Genomic DNA, 23,136 nt, shown 5'->3' with positions numbered 1-23,136 from the left:
CTCCCACAGGGCTCGTGCGGTGCCTTCACAATTCGATACTCATGCCGTCGAAGGCCACTTCCACACCCCGGCGCTGCACCTCGGCCCGTTCCGGCGAGTCTTCGTCGAGGATCGGGTTGGTGTTGTTGATGTGGATAAGCACCTTGCGCTGGCGCGGGAAGCCGTCCAGCACTTCGAGCATGCCGCCTGGGCCATTCTGCGCCAGGTGGCCCATCTCACGGCCGGTGCGGGTGCCGACACCGCGGCGCTGCATTTCATCATCCTCCCACAGGGTGCCGTCCACCAGCAGGCAATCGGCGCCGTGCATCATCTGCAACAGCTTGTCGTCGACCTGGCCCAGGCCTGGGGCATAGAACAGCTTGCCGCCGGTGCGGGTGTCCTCCACCAGCAGCCCCAGGTTGTCGCCCGGGTGCGGGTCGAAACGGTGCGGCGAGTAGGGTGGCGCGGCGCTGCGCAGGGGGAAGGGGGTGAAGCGCAGGTTCGGGCAGGCGTCGATGACGAAGCTGCCTTCGAGCTCGATGCGGTTCCACTGAAGGCCACCGTTCCAGTGGCTGAGCATGGTGAACAGCGGGAAGCCGGTGGTCAGGTCCTGGTGGACCATGTCGGTGCACCACACCTTGTGCGGGCAGCCTTCGCGCAGGCTGAGCAGGCCGGTGGTGTGGTCGATCTGGCTGTCCAGCAAAACGATCGCGTCGATGCCGGTGTCGCGCAGGGCACGGGCCGGCTGCATTGGCGCAAAGGCCTGTAGTTGGGCACGGATGTCCGGCGAGGCGTTGCACAGGATCCAGTGCTCGCCGTCGTCGGACAGGGCGATCGACGACTGGGTACGCGCCGTCGCGCGCAAGCTGCCGTCACGGTAGCCCTTGCAGTTGGCGCAGTTGCAGTTCCATTGGGGGAACCCACCACCGGCGGCGGAACCGAGAATCTGGATGTACATGGCTGCCCTCTAGCCGAAAAGCGTATCCGAAAAACAACAACGCCCCGGCTGGCCGAGGCGTCGAACCGCGCTGATGCTTAGCGGCTGGCGAAGTACATGGTGACTTCGAAGCCGATACGCAGGTCGGTGTAAGCGGGTTTGGTCCACATGGGATGTCTCCTTTCGGATGGGTTTGGGTGAGTGGTCTATACCTTGGGTGCCGCTGGAGGCAGCAGGTTCCATTGGCTGAGATTGCGCTATCTTACAAGAAAAATTTGTACCGAAAGGTTAATTCTTCGAAAAGCGCCGTTACATTCCGGGTAACAATCCATTGAAATCACTGCCATTGAGCGTCCGGGGCGGCGGCATTGGCCAGGCACAACCAGCCATGTTCGGCGTCGATCAATTGCTGGAGCAGCGTGTTCAGTTGGTCTTGCTCGACAGTGAGGATAGCCCTGCTCATGTAGGACAGATCCGGATTTTGTGTCGCCATATGTGCCTGCCAGGCCCATTCCGCGACTTCAGCATTGCCCATGGCGGCTTCGTCGAACTGCTCGGCAAGTTGTTGGCGAACACGGTTGTCTGCAGGTACGCCTTGCTTCAACAGGGCCAGCAGATGCCCAAGGATCTGGGTGTGACTGGTGTGAGGCGATTGCACCCCGAACAGCAGCCCGCCCACGCCTTCGACCTGACGAAAGGCGCTGAACACGGCGTAACCTAGTTGCAGTTCAACCCGCAGGCGCTGGTAGACCGGGCCCTGCAGCAACTGCGCGAGCAGGCGGCCGCAGGCTTGCAGCGCGGCAGGCAGCGGGCAGAACAGCAGCAGGGCGGGTTCGTTGCCCTGGGTGGGGACCTGGCGCCACTGCCGGCCGATGATCGCCGGCAGTGGCTGGCGTGCCGCGGGGCGGCCCATGACGCCCTGCAACGCGGCGCCCAAGGCACCCTGCTGCGCGGGGTCGAAGCCCACCGCCAGGCCTTGCCAATCGGCCTGTTGCCAGAGCGTGTCGAGCAGCGGCTGCTCCAGGATGCAGGATGGCTGCGGCTGCGCTTGCGCGGGCAGCAGCGTCTCAGGGAGCGCCTTGAGCAGGGCGCGTATCGGGATCAGCGCGGATTGCGCGGGGGCTGCGGCACGCCAGTGTTGCGCGGCCGGCGTGCGCATGAGCGCGAGCGCCTCATCGATACACCTGATCACGGCGCTCGGCTGGCCGGCCGCGTGCAGCTGCCAATACTCGCCACTGGCGTTGAAGGCCAGTTGCAAGGCGACCCGTTCGGCGCGCTCGCGCAAGGGTTGCAGGGCGCGTTCGAGGATGGCTTGAAAGCGCTGGCGCAACGGCGAGCGGATATGCCAGCGCAGGTACAGGCTGGCGAATTGACGCGCAGGCGGCAGGTTGTTGTCGACGCTCAAGCCTGTGGGGAGCGCTGCACGGTTGCCGGGCACCGAGGTGTCCAGCAGCGGCTCTGCCGGGGGCAGCTGCCAGCGGCCGCCGGGGGTGTGCGGCAAGTCGTCCAGCAGCCGGGCGAATGCGCTCAGGCCTTGTTCGTCGAGCCCATGGAACGGCTGGCCGCTGCTGTCGCGACGGGCGAGCTCGAGGGCGCTGGCAGTCTGTTCCCGGCATTGCTGCAGTTGGGCGAAGCCATCGTTCAGGCATCGCAGTGGCTGGCGGCGAATGAACCCCAGCCAGCGGTACAGCAACGCCTGTGATGTGCGCAAGGATGCCGCGGGTGGCAGGTTCAGCTCGATGTGCCAAAGCAGTTGGCCCGCATGGGCATGCAGCAACTGCGCCTTGCACCCCAGCAGCCAGCCGCGCTGACGCGCATCGGCCAGCCAGCCGCCCGGTCGGCTGTCGGTCAGCAAGGTCAGGAGCATGTCCAGTGCCTGCTCCGCGGCAGGCGGCAGGCCCTCATGGGCAAACAGCAAGTCGTGGCGGGTGCCGCCGGCTGCGGGTGGCCGTAGCGGCCCGTCGAGCAGCGCAGGCGGGGGTTGCTGCAGTGCTCGTGAGCCCGCACGGAACAGCGCACCGACCTGCTTGCCCAGTCGCTCCAGCACGTCCAGCGGCTGCGGCCCGGCCAGGCTCAAGGTGATCTGGCCGCCCTGATAGAAGCACTGGTGGAACTGCCGCAGGGCTTGCTGGAAGGCCGGGTTGTGCAGCGGCAGGCTGTGCCGGTTGCCCGCGTGGAAGCCACTGAGCGGATGGCGCGGCGACACGGCCTGCAGCAGGGCGAACGCGTGCTGTGACTGCGGGCTGCGCGACCAGGCGATGAACTCGGCGTGGATCACCTCGCGCTCAGAGCACTGGCGTTGCAGGCTGAGGTCCGGCTCGGCGAGCATCTGGCACAGGCGCTCCAGGCCCCCGGCCAGGGCCTGCGGTGGCACCTCGAAGAAGAAATCGGTGGTGCGCTCGCGGGTGCTCGCATTCACCTGGCCGCCCAGGGCCTGGACGTAGCGCATCAGGCCGTCTTGCAACGGATAGCGCGCGCTGCCGAGGAAGAACAGGTGTTCGAGGAAGTGGGCCAGGCCCGGCCACTTTGCTGGCGCGTCATGGCTGCCGGCATGCACCCGCAAGGCTGCAGCGGCGCGCTTGAGGCGCGGGGCATGGCGCAGCGTGAGCTGCAGGCCGTTGGCGAGGGTCAGGTGGCGGGTGGTGTCAGGCATGGCGTCATGCTAGCGCGCCGAGGTGATGTTGTCTGTGCTGGCCCTATCGCCGGCAAGCCGGCTCCCACATGCTTCTGACGGCCCCTGTAGGAGCGGCCTTGTGTCGCGAAAGGGCCGCGCAGCGGCCCCACGAGCTATGTGACGCCGCCAATATCGGGGGGCTGCTGCGCAGCCCTTTCGCGACACAAGGCCGTTCCTGCAGCGGACGAGCAAGCCCATTACATGGGAGCCGGCGATAGGGCCGCATGGCAGTCGCAATCAATGCAAGTCCTGGCGCAGATCCGCCAGGTACGGGAATGCCTCCCGGCCCTTGAGCACCTGTTCATGGGCAAGCTCGGCCAGCAACTGGCACTCCTCGTGCCCGGCCATTGCCAGCAGGCTGCCATCCGGCCCGACGATGCTGCTCTGCCCGCAATACTGGATTTCGCCCTCGGCCCCGCAGTAGTTGGCGTAGACCAGGTAGCACTGGTTCTCCTGCGCCCGCGAGCGCACGGTCACCTGGCAGACGAAGTCATAAGGCGCCATGTTCGCCGTTGGCACCAGGATCAGCTCGGCGCCGGCCAGTGCCAGGCGTCGGGCGTTTTCCGGGAACTCGATGTCATAGCAGATCAGCAGGCCGACCTTCCAGCCGTCCAGCTCGACCACCGGGAAGTGATTGGCGCCTGGGCTGAACATGGAACGGTCGAGCTCGCCGAACAGGTGGGTCTTGCGGTAGTTGCACAGGCTGCGGCCATGGGCGTCAATCAATTGCACGCTGTTGTAGATCGCGCCATCGTCGGCTCGCTCGGGGTAGCCGTAGACGATGGCGATACGGTGAGCCTGGGCGATTTCCACCACGCTCATCGCCGATGGGCCGTCGTCGGCCTCGGCCAGGCGCTCCACCTGGTCCAGGCCGATGTTGTAGCCACTCAGGAACATCTCCGGGCACACCAGCAGCTGGGCGCCTTGGCTGGCAGCCAGCTGGGCCTGGTGCTGCAGGCGTTCGAGGTTGCCGGGCACGTCCAGGGGGCCTGGTGTGCCCTGGAACAGGGCGATGCGCATCACGCTACTCCTTGGTTCAGTCGGCCAGGGCGATGGGGCCGATTTCATGGAACACATCGCCTGGGCCTGGGTTGTCCGGGTGGGTCTGGCCACCGAAGTGGTTCATGATACCCCACACCGCATTCAGCGAAGTCTGCACCGCGCCTTCCACCCAGGCCGGTGTCCACGACACGTCGTCACCGGCGATGAACATGCCACGCTGCTCGGCGGGCATGTCCTGTTGCATGAAATGCGCGTACATGCGCTGGTTGTAGCGGTAGTGGCCTGGCAGCGCGCCCTTGAAGGCACCGAGGAAGTGCGGGTCGGCTTCCCAGGAAATGGTGATCGGGTCGCCGATGATGTGCCCGGCGATGTCGGTCTTCGGGTAGATCTTCTTCAGTGCATCCAGGGCCAGCTGCACGCGCTTTTCGGTCGGGTGCGGCAGCATCTTCAGAGCATCGCTCATCCAGGCGTAGGACAGGCAGATCACCCCCGGCTTGTCGTCACCGTTGTCGAACAGGTAGGTGCCGCGGGTCAGGCGGTCGGTCAGGGTCATGCTCATCAGGTCGCGGCCGGTCTCTGGGTCTTTGTCTTTCCAGAACGGCCGGTCGACCATCACGAAGGTCTTCGACGACTGCATGTAGCGTGTGCGGTCCAGGGCCATCCACATCTTTTGCGAGAACAGCGACTCTTCGCAGTCGATCTGGGTGGTCAGCAGCCAGCTTTGGCAGGTGGTGAGCACCGCCGCATAGTGGCGCACGTCGCCATAGTTGTCGGTAACCGCCAGCAGGCCATCGGAGGCGCGGGCGATGCGCTTGACCCCGGTGCGCGGTGCGCCGCCGTGCAGCGAACTCAGGCTGGTGCCGGCCGGCCAATGGGCGCAACGTTCCGGCACATGGCGCCAGATACCTTGCGGTACCTGTTCGACGCCGCCGACTACCAGGTGCTGGTGATCGTCGCAGTTGGTCATCACCACGCGGAAGATTTCCAGCATCGAGTTGGGGAAGTCGGAGTCCCAGCCGCCGGTGCCGAAGCCCACCTGGCCGAACACTTCGCGGTGCTGGAAGCTGAGCTTGGCGAACGAGCGCGAGGTGGCGACGAAGTCATAGAAGGTGCGGTCGTCCCACAGCGGTACCAGCTTGTTCCACAGGTCTTTCAGGCGCGGCACGTCGCGGTCGCGGATGGCCTGCTGGATATCGCTGAACTGCGCGCCGCTTTCCAGGGCGTCGGCCCAGGCATCGGCCACTTCGTGGAACAGCTGCGGCAGGTCGGCCTTGTTCTCGGCGTAGTAGGTCTGGCCTTCCAGGTCGATGACCGTGCTGCCCGAGGCTGGGGTGAGCGGGTTGGGGAACGGCTTGGTTTCAAGGCCCAGCTTGTCGACGTAGTGATAGAACGCAGTGGACGACACCGGGAAGCGCATGCCGCCCAGCTCGGCGACGATGCCATCGGTGCCATTGAAGGCCTGCGAACGCAGGCGCCCACCCAGCTTCGAGGCTTCGTACACCACCGGCTTGAGGCCCAGTTTCATCAGCTCGTAGGCCGCCACCAGCCCGGCAATGCCCGCCCCGACAATCGCCACTTCCTCACCCTGCCGTGCTGCGGGGATGCTGCCCAGGCCGGCCGGGTGTTCGAGCCAGTCATCGAAACCGAAGGGGAAGTCCGGGCCGAAGATGGTGATGGGTTTCTTGCCGTCGGCGGGGTGGCGGTTGTTCTTGTTCATGTAATGACCTTGCCAGGGAGGCTGCGCAGGGGGCGGAGCCTGAGTATAGAGAATGACTGGCGGCCATTTTATGAAGTGCGGCGTTCGTAAATAAGATGCAGAGTGGCGTCGTTATGTCGTTTGTTTCGTCGTTATGTTGCTATTTGATGGCATATCGACGAATCAGCTCAGGGAGGCCAGATGCTCGACTGTCTCGGGGTACTTCTGCACCAGGCGGATCAGGGCGATGGCCTGGGCGTTTGGCTGGGAGCGGCCTTGTTCCCAGTTCTCCAATGTTCGCGCGTTAGTGCGCAGGTAGGCGGCGAACACCGCGCGTGACATGTTCAGGTGCTGGCGCAGCTCGATCAGCTCGTTGGGTACCAGTGGTGCCAGCTGTTCGAATTCGACCTTGTGCGAGCGCAGGGTCAGCTTGCCGGCACGTTCACTGGCGAGGGCGTCGAAGCCTTCTGTGAGTTCAGTGAAGATGTTGCGTGGCATTGGTTGTCCTCATCAGGTATTCGCGCTCCAGCAGGTGCTTGAGCGCTTGGCGTTGCTGGGCTGTCAGGTCGTCCTGTACGTCCTTGCCGTAGAGCGTGAAAAGCCAGAACTGCTGCCCGGCAGACCACCAGTAGTAGATGATCCGCGTTCCACCGCGTTTGCCTTTGTGCCGTTGAGTGTCCGCGAAGCGCACCTTCTCAGGCCTCCGGTGCCCTTGATCACATCGCCGGCATGCGGGTGAATCAGCAGCAGTCGCTGCAGCAAGCGGAAATCCTCATCGTCCAGAAGTTGAGGGCGATAGCGCTCGAAGGCGGGTAGTTCGACAAATAGCGCATCCATGCTTTTGTACGCATCCTGCGTATAGTTTGTGGTGTGGTCGCCAAAGCGTCAATAGGGCGGACTGCTGTCAGCCTAAATGGGGAGGAGAGAAGGAGAGGGAGAGAATTGCTGGATATGTCGGCGTCCGCCGATGCCCTGGTCCACGTCAGCATGCTGGCGCGCTCGATCCAGGAAAAATCGCCGACGACTACGCCCTGCTCGACGCGATGGAGGCCTGCCGTGGGGCAGTCAGCCTGGCTGCCCGCGGTCCACCTTGCTGCTGAGAATGATCGACGTAGTGGTCTTCTCGACCCCGTCGAGGCTGCCGATCTGGTCGAGCAACTGGTCCAGTTGCTCCGGCGAGTCGCTGTGCAGCCAGGCTACATAGTCGAACTCGCCACTCACTGCACACAGCTGCTGCACCTGGCCCATGGCCGACAGCCGGCGCACCACCTCCTTGCCCGCGCGTGGCTGCACCTTGATGCCCACGTAGGCTTGCAGCCCGCCACCGATCAGGCGCTGGCCGAGCCGTACGCCGTAGCCGGTGATCACCTTGCTCTTCTCCAGCCGCGCCAGGCGCGAGTTCACCGTGGTGCGGGCGATGCCGAGCAGGCGGGCGAGGGTGGCGACGCTTTCGCGGGCATTGATCTGCAACAGGGCGATCAGCTGGCGGTCGATTTCGTCGAGGGCGATGGCGCGGGGATCTGACATGGTGGGTCTCGGCAGTAGGTTCGCTAGCCTGCCTCAGATACGCACCAGCCGGAAGGGGGGCGAGGCGGGGGCCCGGTCACTGTGAGAAGGCAGATACGAAAAAGCCGCGCATCAGCGCGGCTTTTGTGTGTCTGGTGGGCCCACACGGACTCGAACCGTGGACCAAAGGATTATGAGTCCTCTGCTCTAACCGACTGAGCTATAGGCCCTCAGCAGGAACGGCGGATTATAACGAGGGTTTCGATACCGTGCCATCCGAAAGATCCGATAGTGCTATGCGAAGAAACGTAGCGGCGAACTCTGCGGGTGGCAGGGGCAGGCTGACGATGTAGCCCTGAATCTGTTCGCAGCCCTCGGCGGCGAGGAAGCGCTGTTGGGCATGGTTTTCCACACCTTCGGCAATGATGGTCAGTTGCATGCTGCGCCCGAGCGCAATGATCGCACGGGCAATGGCGGCGTCGTGGGGGTCATCCGGCAGGCCGCGAATGAACGACTGGTCGATCTTGAGGATGTCCAGCGGCAGGCGTTTGAGGTAGCTGAGCGACGAGTAACCGGTGCCGAAGTCGTCGATGGCCAACTGCACGCCAAGCTGCTTGAGCTGGTAGAGCACGGCCAGGGCCTCTTCGGCCTGGCTCATGATGAAGTTCTCGGTGATTTCCAACTGCAGGTCGCCCGCCTTGAGCTGGTAGGTCCTGAGCAACTGCTCGATGCGCTTGGCCAGGTTCGGCTGGCGCAGTTGGGCGCCGGCGAGGTTGATCGAGAGGGGGCCGAAGGAGTGGTAGCTCTTCTTCCACGCGTGCATCTGGCGGCAGGTCTGTTCCAGCACCCAGTCGCCAAGCTGGAGGATGGTGCCGTTCTCCTCGGCGAGGTGGATGAACTGCTCGGGCGGCACCTCGCCGAAGGTCGGGTGGGTCCAGCGGATCAGCGCCTCGGCGCCTACCAAACCCTGGGTCTTGAGGCTGAACTTGGGTTGATAGCACAGGCTCAGCTCGTTGCGCTCGATGGCGCGGCGCAGCTCGTGCTCCAGGGCGATGCGTTCGCTGGCCTGGGCGGTGAGGTCGCGGGTGTAGGCTTCGACCCGGTTGCGGCCCTTGGCTTTGGAGCGGTACATCGCGGCGTCGGCGTTGCGGATCAGGGTGGCAACGTCGGTGCCGTCCTGGGGGTAAAGGCTGATGCCGATGCTGGCGCTGGTGAAGAACTCATGCTCCCCGGCCTGGAACGGTGCATGGAAGCACGCCAGCAGTTTGTTGGCGATGGCGCTGGCGTCGTCGGGCTTGTGCAGGCCGGGCAGCAGGATGATGAATTCGTCACCGCCCAGGCGGGCCACGGTATCGACATCGCGCACCTGCTCCTTCAGGCGTTGGGCGATACCTTTTAACAGCAGGTCGCCGACCGGGTGGCCGAGGCTGTCGTTGATGTGCTTGAAGCGGTCGAGGTCGAGGAACAGCACCGCACCCTGGCGGTTGGAGACCTGGGCGCAGGTCAGCACGGCCTGCAGGCGGCTTTCGAACAGCGTGCGGTTGGGCAGGCCGGTCAGCGGGTCGTGATGGGCCTGGTAGTCGAGCTTGGCCTGGGCGTGCTTGAGGCTGGAGATGTCGGCAAACACGGCGACGAAATGGGTGATCTCACGCTCGCTGTTACGCACGGCGCTGATGGTCAGCCAGCTGGGGTAGAGCTCGCCGTTCTTGCGTTTGTTGTGGATTTCGCCCTGCCAGTGGCCTTCGGCGGTCAACTGGTGCCACATGGCGAGGTAGAAGGCGCTGTCGTGCTGGCCCGAGGCAAGCAGGCGAGGGGTCTGGCCGAGGGCTTCGATCTCGCTGTAGCCGGTGATTTCACTAAAGGCGCGGTTGACCGCGCTGATGCGCTGGTCGATGTCGGTGATCAGCACGCCTTCGGCGGTGTTCTCGAACACCGTGGCCGCCAGCTGCAGCTTCTCCTGCATCAGGTGGCGCTCGGTGATGTCGCGAGCGATGGTCAGCATGCAGTCGACGCCACCGATCGGCAGTGGCCGGGCGGACAGCTCGCACAGGCGGATCTGCCCGTCGCTGCGGCGGATATGGCAACTGAAATCGCGCACCGCGCCGTCGCGCTGGAGCCGCTCGACCAGGCGCTGGCGTTCATTGAGGTCGACCCAGATGCCAAGGTCCAGGGAGGTCTGGTCGACGTTCGGGCTGATGTCGTACCCGGTCAGGCGATGGAAGCCTTCATTGACTTCCAGCAGCAGGCCGTCGCTCTGGCGCGACAGCAGCAAACCGTCGGGTGAGGCATGGAAGGCCTTGGCGAACTTCTCTTCGGAAGTTTGCAATTGCTGCTGGGTCTCTTTCAGCTGGCTGATGTCGCGCACCGCCACCACCAGGGCCCGGGTGCCATCGAGGTCGAACGCTTCGGCAGAGGTGAGGCCGGTGAACAGCTGGCCGTTGCTGCGGCGGAAGGTCATCTCGATGTTGCGCACACCGCTGTGCTGCAGGCGTTCGAGCATGATCGGGCCGGTGCCGGCGACGCCCCACAGGTCGAGCTCGGTGGCCGTACGGCCAAGCACCTGGTTCGGGCTCAGGCCGATCTGTTCTTCGAATGCCTCGTTGACCTCCAGCAGGCAACCGTCGCTTTGCCGGGCGATGAGCAGGATGTCCGGGCACTGCTGGAACACCGAGGCGAACTTCTGTTCTGACAGGCGCAGGGCATCCTCGGTGTGCTTGGTTTCGCTGATGTCGATCATCAGGCCGCGCATCAGTGGCTTGTGGCCGTGCTCGATCATGCTGACGATGTTGCGCACCCACAGGGCGTGACCGTCGGCGCGGATCACCCGGTAGTCGAGGCTGTGATCGCGCCCGGCGGCGGTCTCGCTGTCGCTGTAGGCCTGGGCCCAGAGCGCGTCCTCCGGGTGCAGGATGCTGCGCCAGAAACCGGGCTTGAGCCATTCACCCAGCGGGTAGCCGAGCAGGTCTTCGGCGTGGGGCGATACGTAGCTGTAGGTGAAGTCGTTGGCGTCGGCCTCCCAGGCAATGGCCGACAGGCTCTCGACCAGGCCGCGATAGTGGTATTCGCTGCTGCGCAGCTCCTGTTCCAGGGCGATGCGTCGGGAGATTTCCGAACTCAGTCGACGGTTGATGCGGATCACCGCGGCGAGAATGGCCACCAGCAACAGCACGGCTGGCAGGCCGTAGAGCAACATGTCATGCCAGAAGGTGCGCTGATCGACGACATTGCCCACCCAGCGTTGCTGGATGTGGCTGATCTCGCTGTTGCTCATGTCGGCCATGACCTTGTCGAGGATGGCCACAAGAATCTTCTGCTGCTGGGGTACGGCCATGGCCAGTTGGTAGCGGTAGGGCGTTTCGCCGCTGACATACAGGCCGTCAAGCTTGAGTTGGCGCAGGCTCCAGATGCTCGAGGCAAGGTCGCCGACCACGGCGTCCACGGCGTCGGTGGCCAGCGCCTGCAGCGCCGAGCTGACGTTGGGCATGGCCACCAGGTTGAGGTCGGGGTGGTGCGTGCGCAGCAGCTCGTGGGGGGCGTAGTTCTGCACCACGGCGATCTTCAGGCCGTAGAGGTCCTTGAGGCTGCGCGGTTGCGCGCCACCTGCGTGGGCGAGTATGACGATCGGGAAGTCCAGGTAGGGGCGGGTGAAGGCCAGGTAGCTCTGGCGTTCCGGGGTAGACATGATGCCGGGCAGCAGGTCGATGCGGTTGTTGCGCGCCTGCTCGAGCACCTCGGTCCAGCTGCTGGGCTCGACCGGTTTGAGCGTGACGCCCAGGCGCTCCTGGATAAGGGCGATGTAATCGGCGGCCAGTCCCTGGTAACGGCCTTCCTGGTCGCGAAATTCGAAGGGCGGCCATGAAGCGTCTATGCCCAGGCGCAGCTGCGGATGCGCGCTGAGCCAGGCTTGTTCCTCGTCGGTCAGGGTCAGGGCGCCGGCCGTTGTGTTCCAGACCATCAGGAGCAGCAACAGGAGAGCCGGCATCAAGGGCATAGCGGCCTCTCGATCAGGGGGTCTGAGTCGAGTGTAGACGGGCATCCTGCCAGCAGGGTGGCGCCAGTCATGACCTTTTGTCACATAAGAAAAACCCCGGCCTGGGCCGGGGTTCGTCATCACTCGTCGAGGAAGGAGCGCAGATGCTCGCTTCGCGTCGGGTGGCGCAGCTTGCGCAGCGCCTTGGCTTCGATCTGACGGATCCGCTCACGGGTCACGTCGAACTGCTTGCCGACTTCTTCGAGGGTGTGGTCGGTGTTCATGTCGATGCCGAAACGCATGCGCAGCACTTTGGCTTCGCGTGCGGTCAGGCCCGAGAGCACGTCACGGGTCGCTTCCTTGAGGCTTTCGACCGTGGCCACGTCGATCGGGGACTGCATGGTGGAGTCCTCGATGAAATCGCCCAGGTGCGAGTCTTCGTCGTCACCAATCGGCGTTTCCATGGAGATCGGCTCCTTGGCGATCTTCAATACCTTGCGGATCTTGTCCTCGGGCATCTCCATGCGCTCACCGAGCTCTTCCGGGGTCGGTTCACGGCCCATTTCCTGCAGCATCTGCCGGGAAATACGGTTGAGCTTGTTGATCGTCTCGATCATGTGCACCGGAATACGGATGGTGCGCGCCTGGTCGGCGATCGAGCGGGTGATCGCCTGGCGGATCCACCAGGTGGCGTAGGTCGAGAACTTGTAGCCGCGACGGTATTCGAACTTGTCCACCGCCTTCATCAAGCCAATGTTGCCTTCCTGGATCAGGTCGAGGAACTGCAGGCCACGGTTGGTGTACTTCTTGGCGATGGAGATCACCAGACGCAGGTTCGCCTCGACCATTTCCTTCTTGGCGCGGCGGGCCTTGGCCTCACCGATGGACATGCGACGGTTGATTTCCTTGATTTCGGCGACAGTCAGGCCGGTCTCGGTCTCGAGGTCGATCAGTTTCTGCTGGCAAGCAACAATCGCGGCGTTTTTCTCACCCAGGGCGGCGGCCCATTTGGTGCTGCGCTTGGCGAGGTCGCCGCTCCAGGTCTGGTCGGTCTCGTTGCTCGGGAACAGGCGCAGGAAGTCGGCACGCGGCATGCGTGCGTCACGCACACACAGCTGCATGATGGCGCGTTCTTGCTGGCGCAGACGGTCCAGGGCGCTGCGAACGCGCTCTACCAGTGCTTCGAACTGCTTCGGTACCAGCTTGATCGGCATGAACAGATCGGCCAGGGCCTGCATGGCGCCAACGCTCTCGGCGTGCGTGCGGCCATGCTTCTTCAGCACCTTGAGGGTGATGACGAGCTGTTCGGAAACCGCACCGAAACGCTGCGCTGCAACGACTGGGTCCGGACCGCTCTCGGTCTCTTCCTCGTCGTCACTGCTCTCGGCGTTTTCTTCGTCTTCGTCTTCGTCTTCCTTCGCGGCAGCAGCCTTGGTACCCGGGATCGGTACTTCTTCGGTCGGTGCGGCGATGTTGTCATCAGGGTCGATATAACCGCTGAGGACGTCGGACAGACGGCCACCTTCGGTGGTGACGCGGTCGTATTCGCTGAGGATGTAGTCGACTGTACCCGGGAAGTGAGCGATGGCGCCCATGACTTCACGGATGCCTTCCTCGATGCGCTTGGCGATTTCGATTTCGCCTTCGCGGGTCAGCAGCTCGACGGTACCCATTTCACGCATGTACATGCGCACCGGGTCGGTCGTGCGGCCGATATCGGTCTCAACTGCCGCCAACGCTGCGGCGGCCTCTTCGGCTGCGGCTTCGTCAGTGTCGGCTTCCGCCAACAACAGGGCATCCGCATCCGGAGCACTCTCGAATACGTTGATCCCCATGTCGTTGATCATGCGGATGATGTCTTCCACCTGCTCCGGATCTGAAATATCCTCGGGCAGGTGGTCGTTGACCTCCGCGTAAGTCAGGTAGCCCTGCTCACGACCGCGGGTGATCAACTCTTTGATACGAGATTGCTGTTGCGCTTTTCCGGACATAACACCCTATCCACTGAAGGTCTTGGCGGGCAAAAAACAAGCCGAGGATTATACCCGAGCATGGACCTCACGCGCCAGATGAGGTCGGGTTTTGTGCGGGAACATTGCGGCGGAGCAAGTCACGAAGCTTGGCAGTTTCGTCTTCGTCCAAGCCTGTTAGACGGGATTTGCTGATCAAATGTTCCAGGCTGCGCTCGCGTTGGCGGGCGGACAAACTAGTTATAGTGTCGAAAAACTGTTGTTCAAGGTTGTCGGCATCGATCAACCATTCCTTTTCCGCCAGGGCGCGCAGCAAACGGCCCTGCTCGGTGCCGTGCCAGCGTGCGATCAACTGCATTGAGCTTAGCTTAGGATTCTTCTGCGCGGCCTCGATCAGGGCCACCAGCAGTTGGCTGTACAGCTGCTGTTCGTCGGCGAAGTGGCCGGCGTCCTCGACCTTGCCGGCCAGCAGCGGGTGATGCAGCAGGGTGCGCAGGGCCGACAACGAGGGGGGTTCCACCGGCGCCGGTACCCGCGGTGGCGCCTCGCGTTGGCCATCGCGCTGCCAGGGCTTGCCGCCTTTCTTGTCCCAGGGTTTGCCGTCCCACTGCTTCTTGCCGCCTTTGTTCGGTGTCCAGGGGCGCTGCTCCTGCTGTGCCGGGGCGTAGTCGGGCTGGTGCTGCAGGTCGCCGTAGTCCGGGGTGTAGCTGGCCATGGCGTCGTAGTCATAGCCTGGGTCGTAGTCCGGCACGCTGCTGGTGGCCGGTGCGCTTTGCACCAGTTGCTCCATCTGCTGCGGGTCCAGGCCGGTAATCTCTTTCAGGCGGTTGCGCATCAGCTGGCGCAGGTTTGCCCCCGGAACCTGTTCGATCAGCGGGGCGGCCAGGGTGACCATGTGTGCCTTGCCTTCCAGCGACCGCGGATCAGCCTCGTTGCTCAGCTGCTCGAAAAAGTAGTCGGCCAGCGGCTGGGCGTGCTGGTTGATGCGGGCATGGAAGGCGTCGGTGCCTTCCGCGCGGACCAGGCTGTCCGGGTCCTCGCCTTCGGGCAGGAACAGGAAGCGTGCGCGGCGGCCATCCTGCAGGCTTGGCAGGGTCGACTCCAGTGCGCGCCAGGCGGCCTTGCGCCCCGCCTGGTCACCGTCGAAGCAGAACAGGACGCTGGGTACCACGCGGAACAGGCGCTTGAGGTGCTCTTCACTGGTGGCCGTGCCCAATGTCGCCACGGCGTTGCGCAGCCCCTGCTGGGCCAGGGCAATGACGTCCATGTAACCTTCGACGACGATGATTTCGTCGAGGTTGCGGTTGTTCTTGCGTGCCTCGTACAGGCCATACAGTTCCTGGCCTTTATGGAACACCGGGGTTTCCGGGGAGTTCAGGTACTTGGGCTTGTCGTCGCCCAATACCCGGCCACCGAAGGCAATGACCCGGCCACGGCTGTCGCGGATCGGGAACATCACGCGGTCGCGGAAACGGTCGTAACGCTTGCCGCTCTCGGCGTTCTCGATCAGCAGGCCGGCATCGATCATCACTTTCTGCTGCAGTGTGTCGGCGCCCAGGTGCTTGAGCAGGTTGTCCCAACCCGGCGGGGCGAAGCCCAGGCTGAAATCGCGGGCGATCTCGCCGGACAGGCCACGGCCCTTGAGGTAGTCCACCGCCGCCTTGCGGGTCGGGTGGCTGCGCAGGGCCTGGCGGTAGAACTCGCTGGCCGCTTCGAGCAGTGGGTACAGGGGGGAGTCGGTCGGCTGGCGCGGCTTCTGCCCGCGGCGGCCCTCTTCCCGAGGCACTTCCATGCCGGCTGCGCGGGCCAGTTCCTCGACCGCCTGGGGGAAGTCCAGGTTGTCGTGGTCCATGATGAAGCCCAGCGCGTTGCCACCGGCGCCGCAGCCAAAGCAATAGTAGAACTGCTTGTCGGGGCTGACGGTGAAGGAGGGTGACTTCTCCTTGTGGAACGGGCAGCAGGCGGAAAGATTCTTGCCGGTCTTCTTCAGCTGGACGCGCGAACTCACCACATCGACGATGTCGGTGCGGTTCAGAAGGTCATCGATGAAGCTCTGGGGAATCAGCCCGGCCATGGCAGCCTCGTCATCTGGCAACTGGCAAGTCTAAACGCTTGTGCTCGGGTTTGGCGTGGGGTGTTGCGAAGGGGTATGTGCTCGTCACCAGCCTGTGAGGGCTCGTCAGAAAGGACGTGCACGTCTGGCCAGCGGCCAGGTCTGACGTGTTGATGCAGGTTGCCCATGGCTTTTGCCGGGGCCCCCCAGGCGCATGGCCAAGGGTTTGAAGCGACCGCTGCCATCTGCCCGGCACGAGGCCGGGCGGGGCAGAAGCTTTGCGTAGAACGGCTGTATCAGTACAGACGAACTGCGCGGCGCTGTTCGCGCTGAACCTTCTTCGCGTGACGCTTTACAGCGGCAGCGGCTTTGCGCTTACGCTCGGCAGTCGGCTTCTCGTAAAACTCGCGGCTACGAACTTCAGCCAGTACACCGGCTTTTTCGCAGGAGCGCTTGAAACGACGCAGAGCTACGTCGAAGGGTTCGTTCTCTTTAACTTTGACGGCTGGCATCCAGGGCTACCTTAATTCATTACCGGGGTAGACGTGCTCCTGGCAAAACATAAGGTGTGCTGGAGTACGTCGGTTTTCAAGGGTTGCGGATGTTAACCCTTAGCTGGCAGGAATGCAAAGCCTCTGATCGAAAACCGCTGGTCGGCACAGGGTGCGGGGACTATCATGCGCGCCTTCGAATTCAGCCTCGACAGGGCACGAACCCATGCTAGTACTGGGATTGGAAACATCCTGCGACGAAACTGGCGTCGCATTATACGACAGTGAACGTGGCTTGCTGGCCGACGCGCTGTTCAGCCAGATCGACCTGCATCGCGCTTATGGTGGTGTGGTACCCGAGCTCGCCTCGCGCGACCACGTCAAGCGCATGCTGCCGCTGATCAAGCAGGTGCTGGAGGAGGCCGGCTGCGTCGCCACCGAGATCGACGCCATCGCCTACACCGCGGGTCCTGGCCTGGTCGGCGCGTTGCTGGTGGGTGCCTCCTGCGCCCAGGCCCTGGCGTTTGCCTGGGATATCCCGGCGATCGGTGTGCACCATATGGAAGGGCACTTGCTGGCGCCGATGCTCGAAGAGCAGCCGCCGGAGTTTCCGTTCGTCGCTTTGTTGGTGTCGGGCGGCCATACCCAGCTGGTACGGGTCGATGGCATCGGCCAATACGAGCTGCTGGGTGAGAGTCTGGACGATGCGGCCGGTGAGGCGTTCGACAAGACCGCCAAGCTGATCGGCCTCAATTACCCGGGTGGGCCTGAAATCGCCCGCCTGGCCGAGCAAGGCACCCCAGGGCGCTTCGTGTTCCCACGGCCGATGTGCGACCGGCCAGGCCTGCAGTTCAGCTTCAGCGGCCTCAAGACGTTCGCCCTGAACACCTGGCAGAAATGCCGCGATGCCGGGGACGACAACGAACAAACCCGTTGCGACGTGTCGCTGGCGTTCCAGCAGGCGGTGGTGGAGACTCTGACCTTCAAGTGCAAGCGCGCGCTCAAGCAGACCGGTCTCAAGCGCCTGGTCATTGCCGGCGGCGTCAGTGCCAACACCGCCCTGCGCATGTCACTGGAGACCATGCTGGCCGGCCTCAAGGGCAACGTCTATTACGCCCGCCCGCGCTTCTGCACCGATAACGGCGCGATGATCGCCTATGCTGGCTGTCAGCGCCTGATGGCCGGGCAGCAGCAGGATCTGGCGATCAGCGTGCAGCCGCGTTGGCCGATGGAGCAATTGCCGGCACTGTAAGGCAGGGCTGGGTTCGGGTGTGCGTTTCAGAAGTGCCGTTCGCGCCCGGCAAACAAGTCACGCAGATTATTGCGATGGCGCCAGACGATCATCACCGTGAGTACGGTCATTGGCAGCAGGGCTGCGGGCTCGCGCCAGGCCAGCAGGGGCAGGGTGAGGGGCGTGGCGATCAGCGCGGCCAACGAGCTGGTGCGCGTGAGGTAGAAGGTCAGCAGCCAGGCGCCGATGGCCAGCAGGGCGGCCGGCAAGTACAGGGCCATGAGCATGCCAGCGGCAGTGGCCACGCCCTTGCCGCCCTGGAAGCGGAAGTAGATCGGGAACAGATGGCCGACTACCGCGCAGATGCCGACCCAGGCCTGCTCTTGCAGGTCGAGCCCGGCCAGGCGTGCCAGCAGCACCGGCAGCATGCCCTTGCACAGGTCGCCCAGCAGCGTCAGGATCGCCAGCTTGCGCCCGGCCAGGCGCAACATGTTGGTGGCGCCGGCATTGCCCGAGCCGCTGGAGCGCGGGTCGGGGCTGCCACTGAGGCGGCTCAGGACGATGGCGAAGGACAGAGAGCCAAGCAGGTAGGCAAGCAGCGCCAGTGACCAAAACATGCTAACTATTCCGGGCGAGGACGCCCTGATTCTAACGGCGCCCGTCGCCCTTGTCGTGCTGTGGAGAGAAGTGCTTGGACAGAGTGTTCATCGAAGGCCTGGAAGTCGATACCGTGATCGGCGCCTACGACTGGGAGCGGGATATTCGCCAGTGCCTGCGCCTGGACCTGAGTTTCGCCTGGGATAACCGCCCGGCGGCGGCCGGTGATGACCTGTCGTTGGCGCTGGACTATGCCAGCGTTTCGGCACGGGTCCAGGCGTTTGCCGAGCAGGCTCGCTTCGAACTGGTCGAGACGTTCGCCGAGCGCCTGGTGGCGGTGCTGATGGCTGAGTTCGACATCCCTTGGGTGCGGTTGAAACTCACCAAACCGGGCGCAGTGCCGGCGGCTCGCGGCGGTGTTGGCGTGGAGATCGAGCGCGGATGTCTCTGAACACGGTTTACCTGGGCCTGGGCAGCAACATCGACCGCGAGCGGCACTTGTGTGCGGGGCTCGATGCGCTGGCTGGCATGCTCAGCGGCATGCAGTGTTCGGCCGTGTTCGAGAGCCAGGCGGTGGGCATCAAGAGCGGCCCGTTCTACAACCTGGTGGTGCGCGGGCAGACCGAGTTGCCGCTGCTGGAGTTCGACCGTCGGCTCAAGTTCATCGAGGCGGAAAATGGCCGATACGCGCCGGACCGCAAAGGTCTGCCGCTGGATATCGATGTGCTGATGTACGGCGACCTGCACGGCACCTTCGATGGGTTGGTGCTGCCGCGTGCGGAAATCCTCAAGAATGCTTTTGTGCTTTGGCCGCTTTCGCTGCTGGCGCCTGAGTTGGTGCATCCGGGCGTGGGCAAGGGCATGGCGCAGCTGTGGCGTGAGGCGAGCATCGACCAGGTGCTGGCGCCGGTGCCCTTCGAATGGCGTGGGTTGCAGTTGACCCCGGCGTGAGGCTGTACCGGCCTCTTCGCGGGTTTAGCCGCAAAGAGGCCGGGCAGATCAAGCGGATGTGTAAGCTTCGAGCGCTTTCAGTCGCTCAGCTTTGAGCGCTTCGCCAAGGCCCTGACCGGTAAGCCCGGCCTCCAGCAATGGCTTCACATTCACGGTGCGCGCCGCTTCAGCGGCCCCGCGCAAGTACTCGCCTGGTGGATAAGCTGAGCCCAGCACGGCCATCTCGCACGCGGCGATAAAGTCCTCGAAGCGCTGCGGCCGCCGGTACACATCGAACTTCTGCAGCATGTCCAGCAGGCTTGCGGGCGCCAGTGCCAGCGCATGGTCCGCTCGCTCGGCATATTCCCCCACCAGCGCCGCCAGTTCCTGGCATTCACGCGGAGTTTTGAAGCGCTGGTTGAGCGCCTTGATCGCGGCAGGCTGCAGCCCTCGCAGCAGGCACGCCCAGCGCACTGAGAGCGGTTGATGCTGACTTGCGGCCTGGTGCAGTGCTGCCAATGTGTCAAGGCCGTCCGCAAGTTCGGGCATCAGCTCCCTCAAGCCGCCACAGCTACGCAGCACTTCGATGAACACCTGAGGCTCGCTCTCCATCAACGCACGCTCGATCTCCTTCCAGCTGCGCTCGGCAGTCAGCGCCTGCAGTTCGCCCGATTCGGCGATCTGGCGCATCAGCCCCAGGGTCTCTTCGGCCACCTTGAAACCCAGCGGCGCATAGCGGGCAGCAAACCGGGCAACACGGAGCACTCGCAGGGGATCTTCGGCGAACGCCGGGGAAACATGGCGAAGGGTGCGTTCATCCAGGTCGCGTTTGCCGTGGTAGGGATCGTACAGCGTGCCCTGTTCGTCCTCGGCCATGGCGTTGATGGTCAGGTCGCGCCGTATCAGGTCTTCTTCGAGGGTGACATCCGGGCTTGCGTGGAATGTGAAGCCGCCATAGCCGCGCCCGCTTTTGCGCTCGGTGCGGGCCAAGGCATATTCCTCACCCGTCTTCGGGTGCAGGAACACCGGGAAATCGGCACCGACGGGCCGAAAGCCCAGGGCCTGCATCTGTTCGACCGTGGCGCCGACCACCAACCAGTCGATGTCGCTGACCGGGCGGCCGAGCAGGCGGTCGCGCACGGCGCCGCCAACCTTGTAGATCTGCATGTGGAACCTCCATTACTGGCGACAGGATACCCTGTCGCCAGTAATGGAGGGTGCGTAGCGTTAGAGGTGGTGCACCACGGCCAGGTCCATGCGCCCGTAGTCGCCTGCCTCGCCGTGTTCGCTGCGCGGTGGCATGTGGTGGGTTTTCATCACCTGGTCGCCCTGAACGGTCTCCAGATGGATGTCGAAGCCCCACAGCCGATGCAGGTGCTTGAGTACTTCCTCGGTGGAGTCGCCCAACGGTTTGCGATTGTGCTGCTGGTGGCGCAGGGTCAGGGAGCGGTCGCCGCGGCGGTCGATGCTCCAGATCTGCACGTTGGGTTCACGGTTGCCCAGGTTGTACTGGGCGGCCAACTGTTCACGGATGGTGCGATAGCCGTCCTCGTCGTGGATCGCCGGTACCAGCAGGTCATCGCGCTGGTCGTCGTCGAGAATGCTGAACAGCTTGAGGTCGCGGATCACCTTCGGTGACAGGTACTGCAGGATGAAACTCTCGTCCTTGAAGCTGCTCATGGCGAATTTGACGGTGGAAAGCCAATCACTGCCGGCGATGTCCGGGAACCAGCGGCGATCCTCCTCTGTGGGGTTTTCGCAGATGCGGCGGATGTCGGTATACATGGCGAACCCCAGGGCGTAGGGGTTGATGCCGCTGTAGTAGGGGCTGTCGAAGCCCGGCTGGAACACCACGCTGGTGTGCGACTGCAGGAACTCCATCATGAAGCCTTCGGTGATCAGCCCTTCGTCGTACAGGTCGTTCATCAAGGTGTAGTGCCAGAAGGTCGCCCAACCTTCGTTCATTACCTGGGTTTGCCGCTGCGGGTAGAAATACTGCGCAATCTTGCGCACGATGCGCACGACCTCACGTTGCCAGGGCTCAAGCAGCGGTGCGTGTTTCTCGATGAAATACAGGATGTTTTCCTGGGGTTCGGCGGGGAAGCGCGCATCGTCGCGCTCGCCGCCCTTTTCGGTGCCTTTGGGGATGGTGCGCCACAAGTCGTTGATCTGGCGCTGCAGGTGTTCTTCACGCTCCTTCTGCCGGCGGCGCTCCTCTTCGGCCGAGATTGGATAGGGGCGTTTGTAGCGGTCGACGCCATAGTTCATCAGGGCGTGGCAGGAGTCGATCAGGTCCTCGACGGCGTCGATGCCGTGGCGCTCCTCGCACTGGGCGATGTACTGCTTGGCGAAGACCAGGTAGTCGATGATCGAACTGGCGTCGGTCCAGGTACGGAACAGATAGTTGCCCTTGAAGAAGCTGTTGTGACCGTAGCACGCATGGGCGATCACCAGTGCCTGCATGCACATGGTGTTCTCTTCCATCAGGTAGGCGATGCACGGATCGGAGTTGATCACGATCTCGTAAGCCAGGCCCATCTGCCCGCGGCTGTAGGATTTCTCGGTGCTGAGGAATTGCTTGCCATAGGACCAGTGGTGATAACCCAGCGGCATGCCCACGGACGCGTAGGCGTCCATCATCTGCTCGGCGGTGATCACCTCGATCTGGTTGGGGTAGGTATCCAGCGCATAACGCGCGGCCAGGCGACTGATTTCGCGGTCGTAGGTCTGGATCAGCTCGAATGTCCATTCGGAGCCGGTGGAAATCGGTTGGCGTCTCTGCTCTCTGGCGGTCATGTGGCTAACCTGCGCTGGAAGAGTTCACGGAAGACCGGGTAGATGTCACCGGCCGATACCAACTGTTGCTGGGCGAAGGTGTCGGGGAAACCCTCGCCGATGCGCTCGTATTCGTACCACAGCGCCTGGTGCTCGCGCGGGGTGATTTCGACATAAGTGTAGTACTGCACGTGCGGCATGATCTGCTTGGACAGGATATCGCGGCAGATCGGCGAGTCGTCGTTCCAGTTGTCGCCGTCGGATGCCTGGGCGGCGTAGATGTTCCAGTCGCTGGCCGGGTAGCGCTCGGCCATGATCTCCTGCATCAGCTTGAGCGCGCTGGAAACGATGGTGCCGCCGGTTTCACGGGAGTAGAAGAATTCTTCCTCGTCGACTTCGCGGGCGCTGGTGTGGTGGCGGATGAACACCACTTCGATGCGGTCGTAGTTCCGCTTGAGGAACAGGTACAGCAGGATGAAGAAGCGCTTGGCGATATCCTTGGTGGCCTGGGTCATGGAGCCGGAAACGTCCATCAGGCAGAACATCACCGCCTTGGAGCTGGGGTTGGGCTGTTTGACCAGCAGGTTGTACTTGAGGTCGAAGGTGTCGAGGAACGGCAGGCGATTGATACGTGCCTTGAGCCGCTCGATCTCGGCTTCGGTGTCCTGAATGTCGGTGAAGTTGTCGGGCTCCTCGACTTTCAGCCGATCGAGCTCCTTTTGTGCCTCGCGCAGCAGTGCACGGCTGCTGCCTGTCAGCGCGATGCGCCGGGCATGGGCCGAACGCAGGGTACGCACGATGTTGATACGCGAGGGGTTGCCTTCGTTGGCTATACCGGCGCGCACGGTCTTGAAGGTGTCGGCACCGGTCAGGTGGCGTTTGACCAGGTTGGGCAGCTCAAGGTCCTCGAACATGAATTCGAGAAACTCTTCCTGGGTGATCTGGAAGACGAAGTCGTCCATGCCCTCGCCGGAGTTGCCGGCCTTGCCGCGCCCGCCACCTCCGCCGCCGCCTTGTGGCCGGGCGATATGTTCGCCTGCAGTGAACTCTTTGTTGCCGGGGTGGACGACGGTCTGCTTGCCGCCGCGACCGTGGTGCAGCACCGGTTCGTCTATGTCACGGCCTGGGATGCTGATCTGCTCGCCATGCTCCATGTCCATGATGGAGCGGCGGCTAACGGCCTCTTCGACGGCTTTCTTGATGTGTTCACGGTACCGCCGCAAAAAGCGCTGGCGGTTGACCGTGCTCTTGTTCTTGCCGTTCAGGCGTCGGTCGATTACGTAGCTCATGATCCCTCCGGTGACTGGATGCAGCTACCAGCCTCA

The 23,136-nt window shown here is 63.6% G+C and carries 18 protein-coding genes, 1 tRNA gene and 1 pseudogene; 3 read left to right on the top strand and 17 right to left on the bottom strand.

The features are described from left to right. Window positions 1-25 precede the first annotated feature (25 nt). The 13 genes and pseudogenes from pqqB to rpsU all read right to left on the bottom strand — a co-directional run bounded on the left by pqqB (window position 26) and on the right by rpsU (window position 16,299). On the bottom strand, window positions 26-937 hold the full coding sequence (gene pqqB, locus L6D77_RS12715) for a pyrroloquinoline quinone biosynthesis protein PqqB (protein ID WP_232883801.1): 912 nt from the start codon (window positions 935-937) through the stop codon (window positions 26-28). Window positions 938-1,014: 77 nt separating this feature from the next. Further along, complete coding sequence (gene pqqA / locus L6D77_RS12710) at window positions 1,015-1,086, bottom strand: pyrroloquinoline quinone precursor peptide PqqA (protein WP_008365141.1); 72 nt, start codon at window positions 1,084-1,086, stop codon at window positions 1,015-1,017. Between the two features lie 167 nt (window positions 1,087-1,253). Further along, window positions 1,254-3,569, bottom strand: coding sequence for a pyrroloquinoline quinone biosynthesis protein PqqF (gene pqqF / locus L6D77_RS12705; RefSeq protein ID WP_232883802.1), 2,316 nt, complete (start codon window positions 3,567-3,569; stop codon window positions 1,254-1,256). A gap of 258 nt (window positions 3,570-3,827) precedes the next feature. After that, window positions 3,828-4,610: a carbon-nitrogen hydrolase family protein gene (locus L6D77_RS12700; RefSeq protein ID WP_232883803.1), complete on the bottom strand. Its 783-nt coding sequence runs from the start codon at window positions 4,608-4,610 to the stop codon at window positions 3,828-3,830. 16 nt (window positions 4,611-4,626) lie between these two features. After that, window positions 4,627-6,309 carry a flavin monoamine oxidase family protein gene (locus L6D77_RS12695; RefSeq protein WP_232883804.1) on the bottom strand — a complete coding sequence of 561 codons (1,683 nt, stop codon included), beginning with the start codon at window positions 6,307-6,309 and terminating at the stop codon, window positions 4,627-4,629. A gap of 162 nt (window positions 6,310-6,471) precedes the next feature. Continuing rightward, a complete protein-coding gene (locus L6D77_RS12690) occupies window positions 6,472-6,786 on the bottom strand; it encodes a helix-turn-helix domain-containing protein (RefSeq protein WP_232883805.1) in 315 nt (104 codons plus the stop codon). Continuing rightward, window positions 6,764-7,125: pseudogene (locus L6D77_RS12685) on the bottom strand (toxin). Before L6D77_RS12685 ends, L6D77_RS12690 begins: the two are co-directional and overlap by 23 nt. 228 nt (window positions 7,126-7,353) lie before the next feature. Continuing rightward, window positions 7,354-7,815 (bottom strand): Lrp/AsnC family transcriptional regulator, encoded by a 462-nt coding sequence (locus L6D77_RS12680; RefSeq protein WP_232883806.1) that lies wholly within the window; start codon window positions 7,813-7,815, stop codon window positions 7,354-7,356. 132 nt (window positions 7,816-7,947) lie between these two features. Beyond that, window positions 7,948-8,024, bottom strand: a tRNA-Ile gene (locus L6D77_RS12675). Between the two features lie 17 nt (window positions 8,025-8,041). Then, a complete protein-coding gene (locus tag L6D77_RS12670; RefSeq protein WP_232883807.1) occupies window positions 8,042-11,785 on the bottom strand; it encodes a bifunctional diguanylate cyclase/phosphodiesterase in 3,744 nt (1,247 codons plus the stop codon). Window positions 11,786-11,904: 119 nt separating this feature from the next. Next, window positions 11,905-13,755 carry an RNA polymerase sigma factor RpoD gene (gene rpoD, locus L6D77_RS12665; protein ID WP_232883808.1) on the bottom strand — a complete coding sequence of 617 codons (1,851 nt, stop codon included), beginning with the start codon at window positions 13,753-13,755 and terminating at the stop codon, window positions 11,905-11,907. A 67-nt stretch (window positions 13,756-13,822) separates the two neighbouring features. Next, a complete protein-coding gene (dnaG, locus tag L6D77_RS12660; RefSeq protein WP_232883809.1) occupies window positions 13,823-15,808 on the bottom strand; it encodes a DNA primase in 1,986 nt (661 codons plus the stop codon). Window positions 15,809-16,083: 275 nt separating this feature from the next. After that, a complete protein-coding gene (rpsU, locus tag L6D77_RS12655; protein ID WP_003255575.1) occupies window positions 16,084-16,299 on the bottom strand; it encodes a 30S ribosomal protein S21 in 216 nt (71 codons plus the stop codon). Between the two features lie 205 nt (window positions 16,300-16,504). On the opposite strand from rpsU, the gene tsaD reads away from it, so the two are divergent. Then, entirely contained in the window at window positions 16,505-17,530 is a 1,026-nt protein-coding gene (gene tsaD, locus L6D77_RS12650; protein WP_232883810.1) for a tRNA (adenosine(37)-N6)-threonylcarbamoyltransferase complex transferase subunit TsaD, read from the top strand. 26 nt (window positions 17,531-17,556) lie between these two features. Here tsaD and plsY read toward each other — a convergent pair whose 3' ends face one another. Then, complete coding sequence (plsY, locus tag L6D77_RS12645) at window positions 17,557-18,126, bottom strand: glycerol-3-phosphate 1-O-acyltransferase PlsY (protein ID WP_232883811.1); 570 nt, start codon at window positions 18,124-18,126, stop codon at window positions 17,557-17,559. 74 nt (window positions 18,127-18,200) lie between these two features. On the opposite strand from plsY, the gene folB reads away from it, so the two are divergent. Continuing rightward, the gene (gene folB, locus L6D77_RS12640) at window positions 18,201-18,557 is read left to right on the top strand and encodes a dihydroneopterin aldolase (protein ID WP_232883812.1); all 357 of its coding nucleotides are present in this window, start codon (window positions 18,201-18,203) and stop codon (window positions 18,555-18,557) included. Then, window positions 18,548-19,057: a 2-amino-4-hydroxy-6-hydroxymethyldihydropteridine diphosphokinase gene (gene folK / locus L6D77_RS12635; RefSeq protein ID WP_232883813.1), complete on the top strand. Its 510-nt coding sequence runs from the start codon at window positions 18,548-18,550 to the stop codon at window positions 19,055-19,057. Before folB ends, folK begins: the two co-directional genes overlap by 10 nt. A gap of 48 nt (window positions 19,058-19,105) precedes the next feature. Here folK and L6D77_RS12630 read toward each other — a convergent pair whose 3' ends face one another. Genes L6D77_RS12630 through L6D77_RS12620 form a run of 3 tightly spaced genes read right to left on the bottom strand, consistent with a single transcriptional unit; the run spans window position 19,106 to window position 23,100 of the window. Then, window positions 19,106-20,203, bottom strand: coding sequence for a multifunctional CCA addition/repair protein (locus L6D77_RS12630; protein ID WP_232883814.1), 1,098 nt, complete (start codon window positions 20,201-20,203; stop codon window positions 19,106-19,108). 60 nt (window positions 20,204-20,263) lie between these two features. Beyond that, complete coding sequence (locus L6D77_RS12625) at window positions 20,264-21,832, bottom strand: SpoVR family protein (RefSeq protein WP_232883815.1); 1,569 nt, start codon at window positions 21,830-21,832, stop codon at window positions 20,264-20,266. Continuing rightward, complete coding sequence (locus L6D77_RS12620; RefSeq protein WP_232883816.1) at window positions 21,829-23,100, bottom strand: YeaH/YhbH family protein; 1,272 nt, start codon at window positions 23,098-23,100, stop codon at window positions 21,829-21,831. Before L6D77_RS12620 ends, L6D77_RS12625 begins: the two co-directional genes overlap by 4 nt. Window positions 23,101-23,136 lie beyond the last annotated feature (36 nt).

Source organism: Pseudomonas parasichuanensis, assembly GCF_021601385.1.
Taxonomy (GTDB): Bacteria; Pseudomonadota; Gammaproteobacteria; order Pseudomonadales; family Pseudomonadaceae; genus Aquipseudomonas; species Aquipseudomonas parasichuanensis.
The sequence above is the reverse complement of the archived record's forward strand: the minus strand, read 5'-3'. Positions and strand labels throughout refer to the sequence as shown.

What these genes read in the sequence shown, in the direction of transcription:
- L6D77_RS12700 (WP_232883803.1), bottom strand. Translation starts at nt 4,610, where the DNA reads ATGCGCATCGCCCTGTTCCAGGGCACACCAGGCCCCCTGGACGTGCCC.
- L6D77_RS12620 (WP_232883816.1), bottom strand. Translation starts at nt 23,100, where the DNA reads ATGAGCTACGTAATCGACCGACGCCTGAACGGCAAGAACAAGAGCACG.
- plsY (WP_232883811.1), bottom strand. Translation starts at nt 18,126, where the DNA reads ATGTTTTGGTCACTGGCGCTGCTTGCCTACCTGCTTGGCTCTCTGTCC.
- tsaD (WP_232883810.1), top strand. Translation starts at nt 16,505, where the DNA reads ATGCTAGTACTGGGATTGGAAACATCCTGCGACGAAACTGGCGTCGCA.
- L6D77_RS12695 (WP_232883804.1), bottom strand. Translation starts at nt 6,309, where the DNA reads ATGAACAAGAACAACCGCCACCCCGCCGACGGCAAGAAACCCATCACC.
- rpoD (WP_232883808.1), bottom strand. Translation starts at nt 13,755, where the DNA reads ATGTCCGGAAAAGCGCAACAGCAATCTCGTATCAAAGAGTTGATCACC.
- rpsU (WP_003255575.1), bottom strand. Translation starts at nt 16,299, where the DNA reads ATGCCAGCCGTCAAAGTTAAAGAGAACGAACCCTTCGACGTAGCTCTG.
- pqqB (WP_232883801.1), bottom strand. Translation starts at nt 937, where the DNA reads ATGTACATCCAGATTCTCGGTTCCGCCGCCGGTGGTGGGTTCCCCCAA.
- L6D77_RS12690 (WP_232883805.1), bottom strand. Translation starts at nt 6,786, where the DNA reads ATGCCACGCAACATCTTCACTGAACTCACAGAAGGCTTCGACGCCCTC.
- pqqF (WP_232883802.1), bottom strand. Translation starts at nt 3,569, where the DNA reads ATGCCTGACACCACCCGCCACCTGACCCTCGCCAACGGCCTGCAGCTC.
- dnaG (WP_232883809.1), bottom strand. Translation starts at nt 15,808, where the DNA reads ATGGCCGGGCTGATTCCCCAGAGCTTCATCGATGACCTTCTGAACCGC.
- L6D77_RS12630 (WP_232883814.1), bottom strand. Translation starts at nt 20,203, where the DNA reads ATGCAGATCTACAAGGTTGGCGGCGCCGTGCGCGACCGCCTGCTCGGC.
- L6D77_RS12680 (WP_232883806.1), bottom strand. Translation starts at nt 7,815, where the DNA reads ATGTCAGATCCCCGCGCCATCGCCCTCGACGAAATCGACCGCCAGCTG.
- folK (WP_232883813.1), top strand. Translation starts at nt 18,548, where the DNA reads ATGTCTCTGAACACGGTTTACCTGGGCCTGGGCAGCAACATCGACCGC.
- L6D77_RS12670 (WP_232883807.1), bottom strand. Translation starts at nt 11,785, where the DNA reads ATGCCCTTGATGCCGGCTCTCCTGTTGCTGCTCCTGATGGTCTGGAAC.
- L6D77_RS12625 (WP_232883815.1), bottom strand. Translation starts at nt 21,832, where the DNA reads ATGACCGCCAGAGAGCAGAGACGCCAACCGATTTCCACCGGCTCCGAA.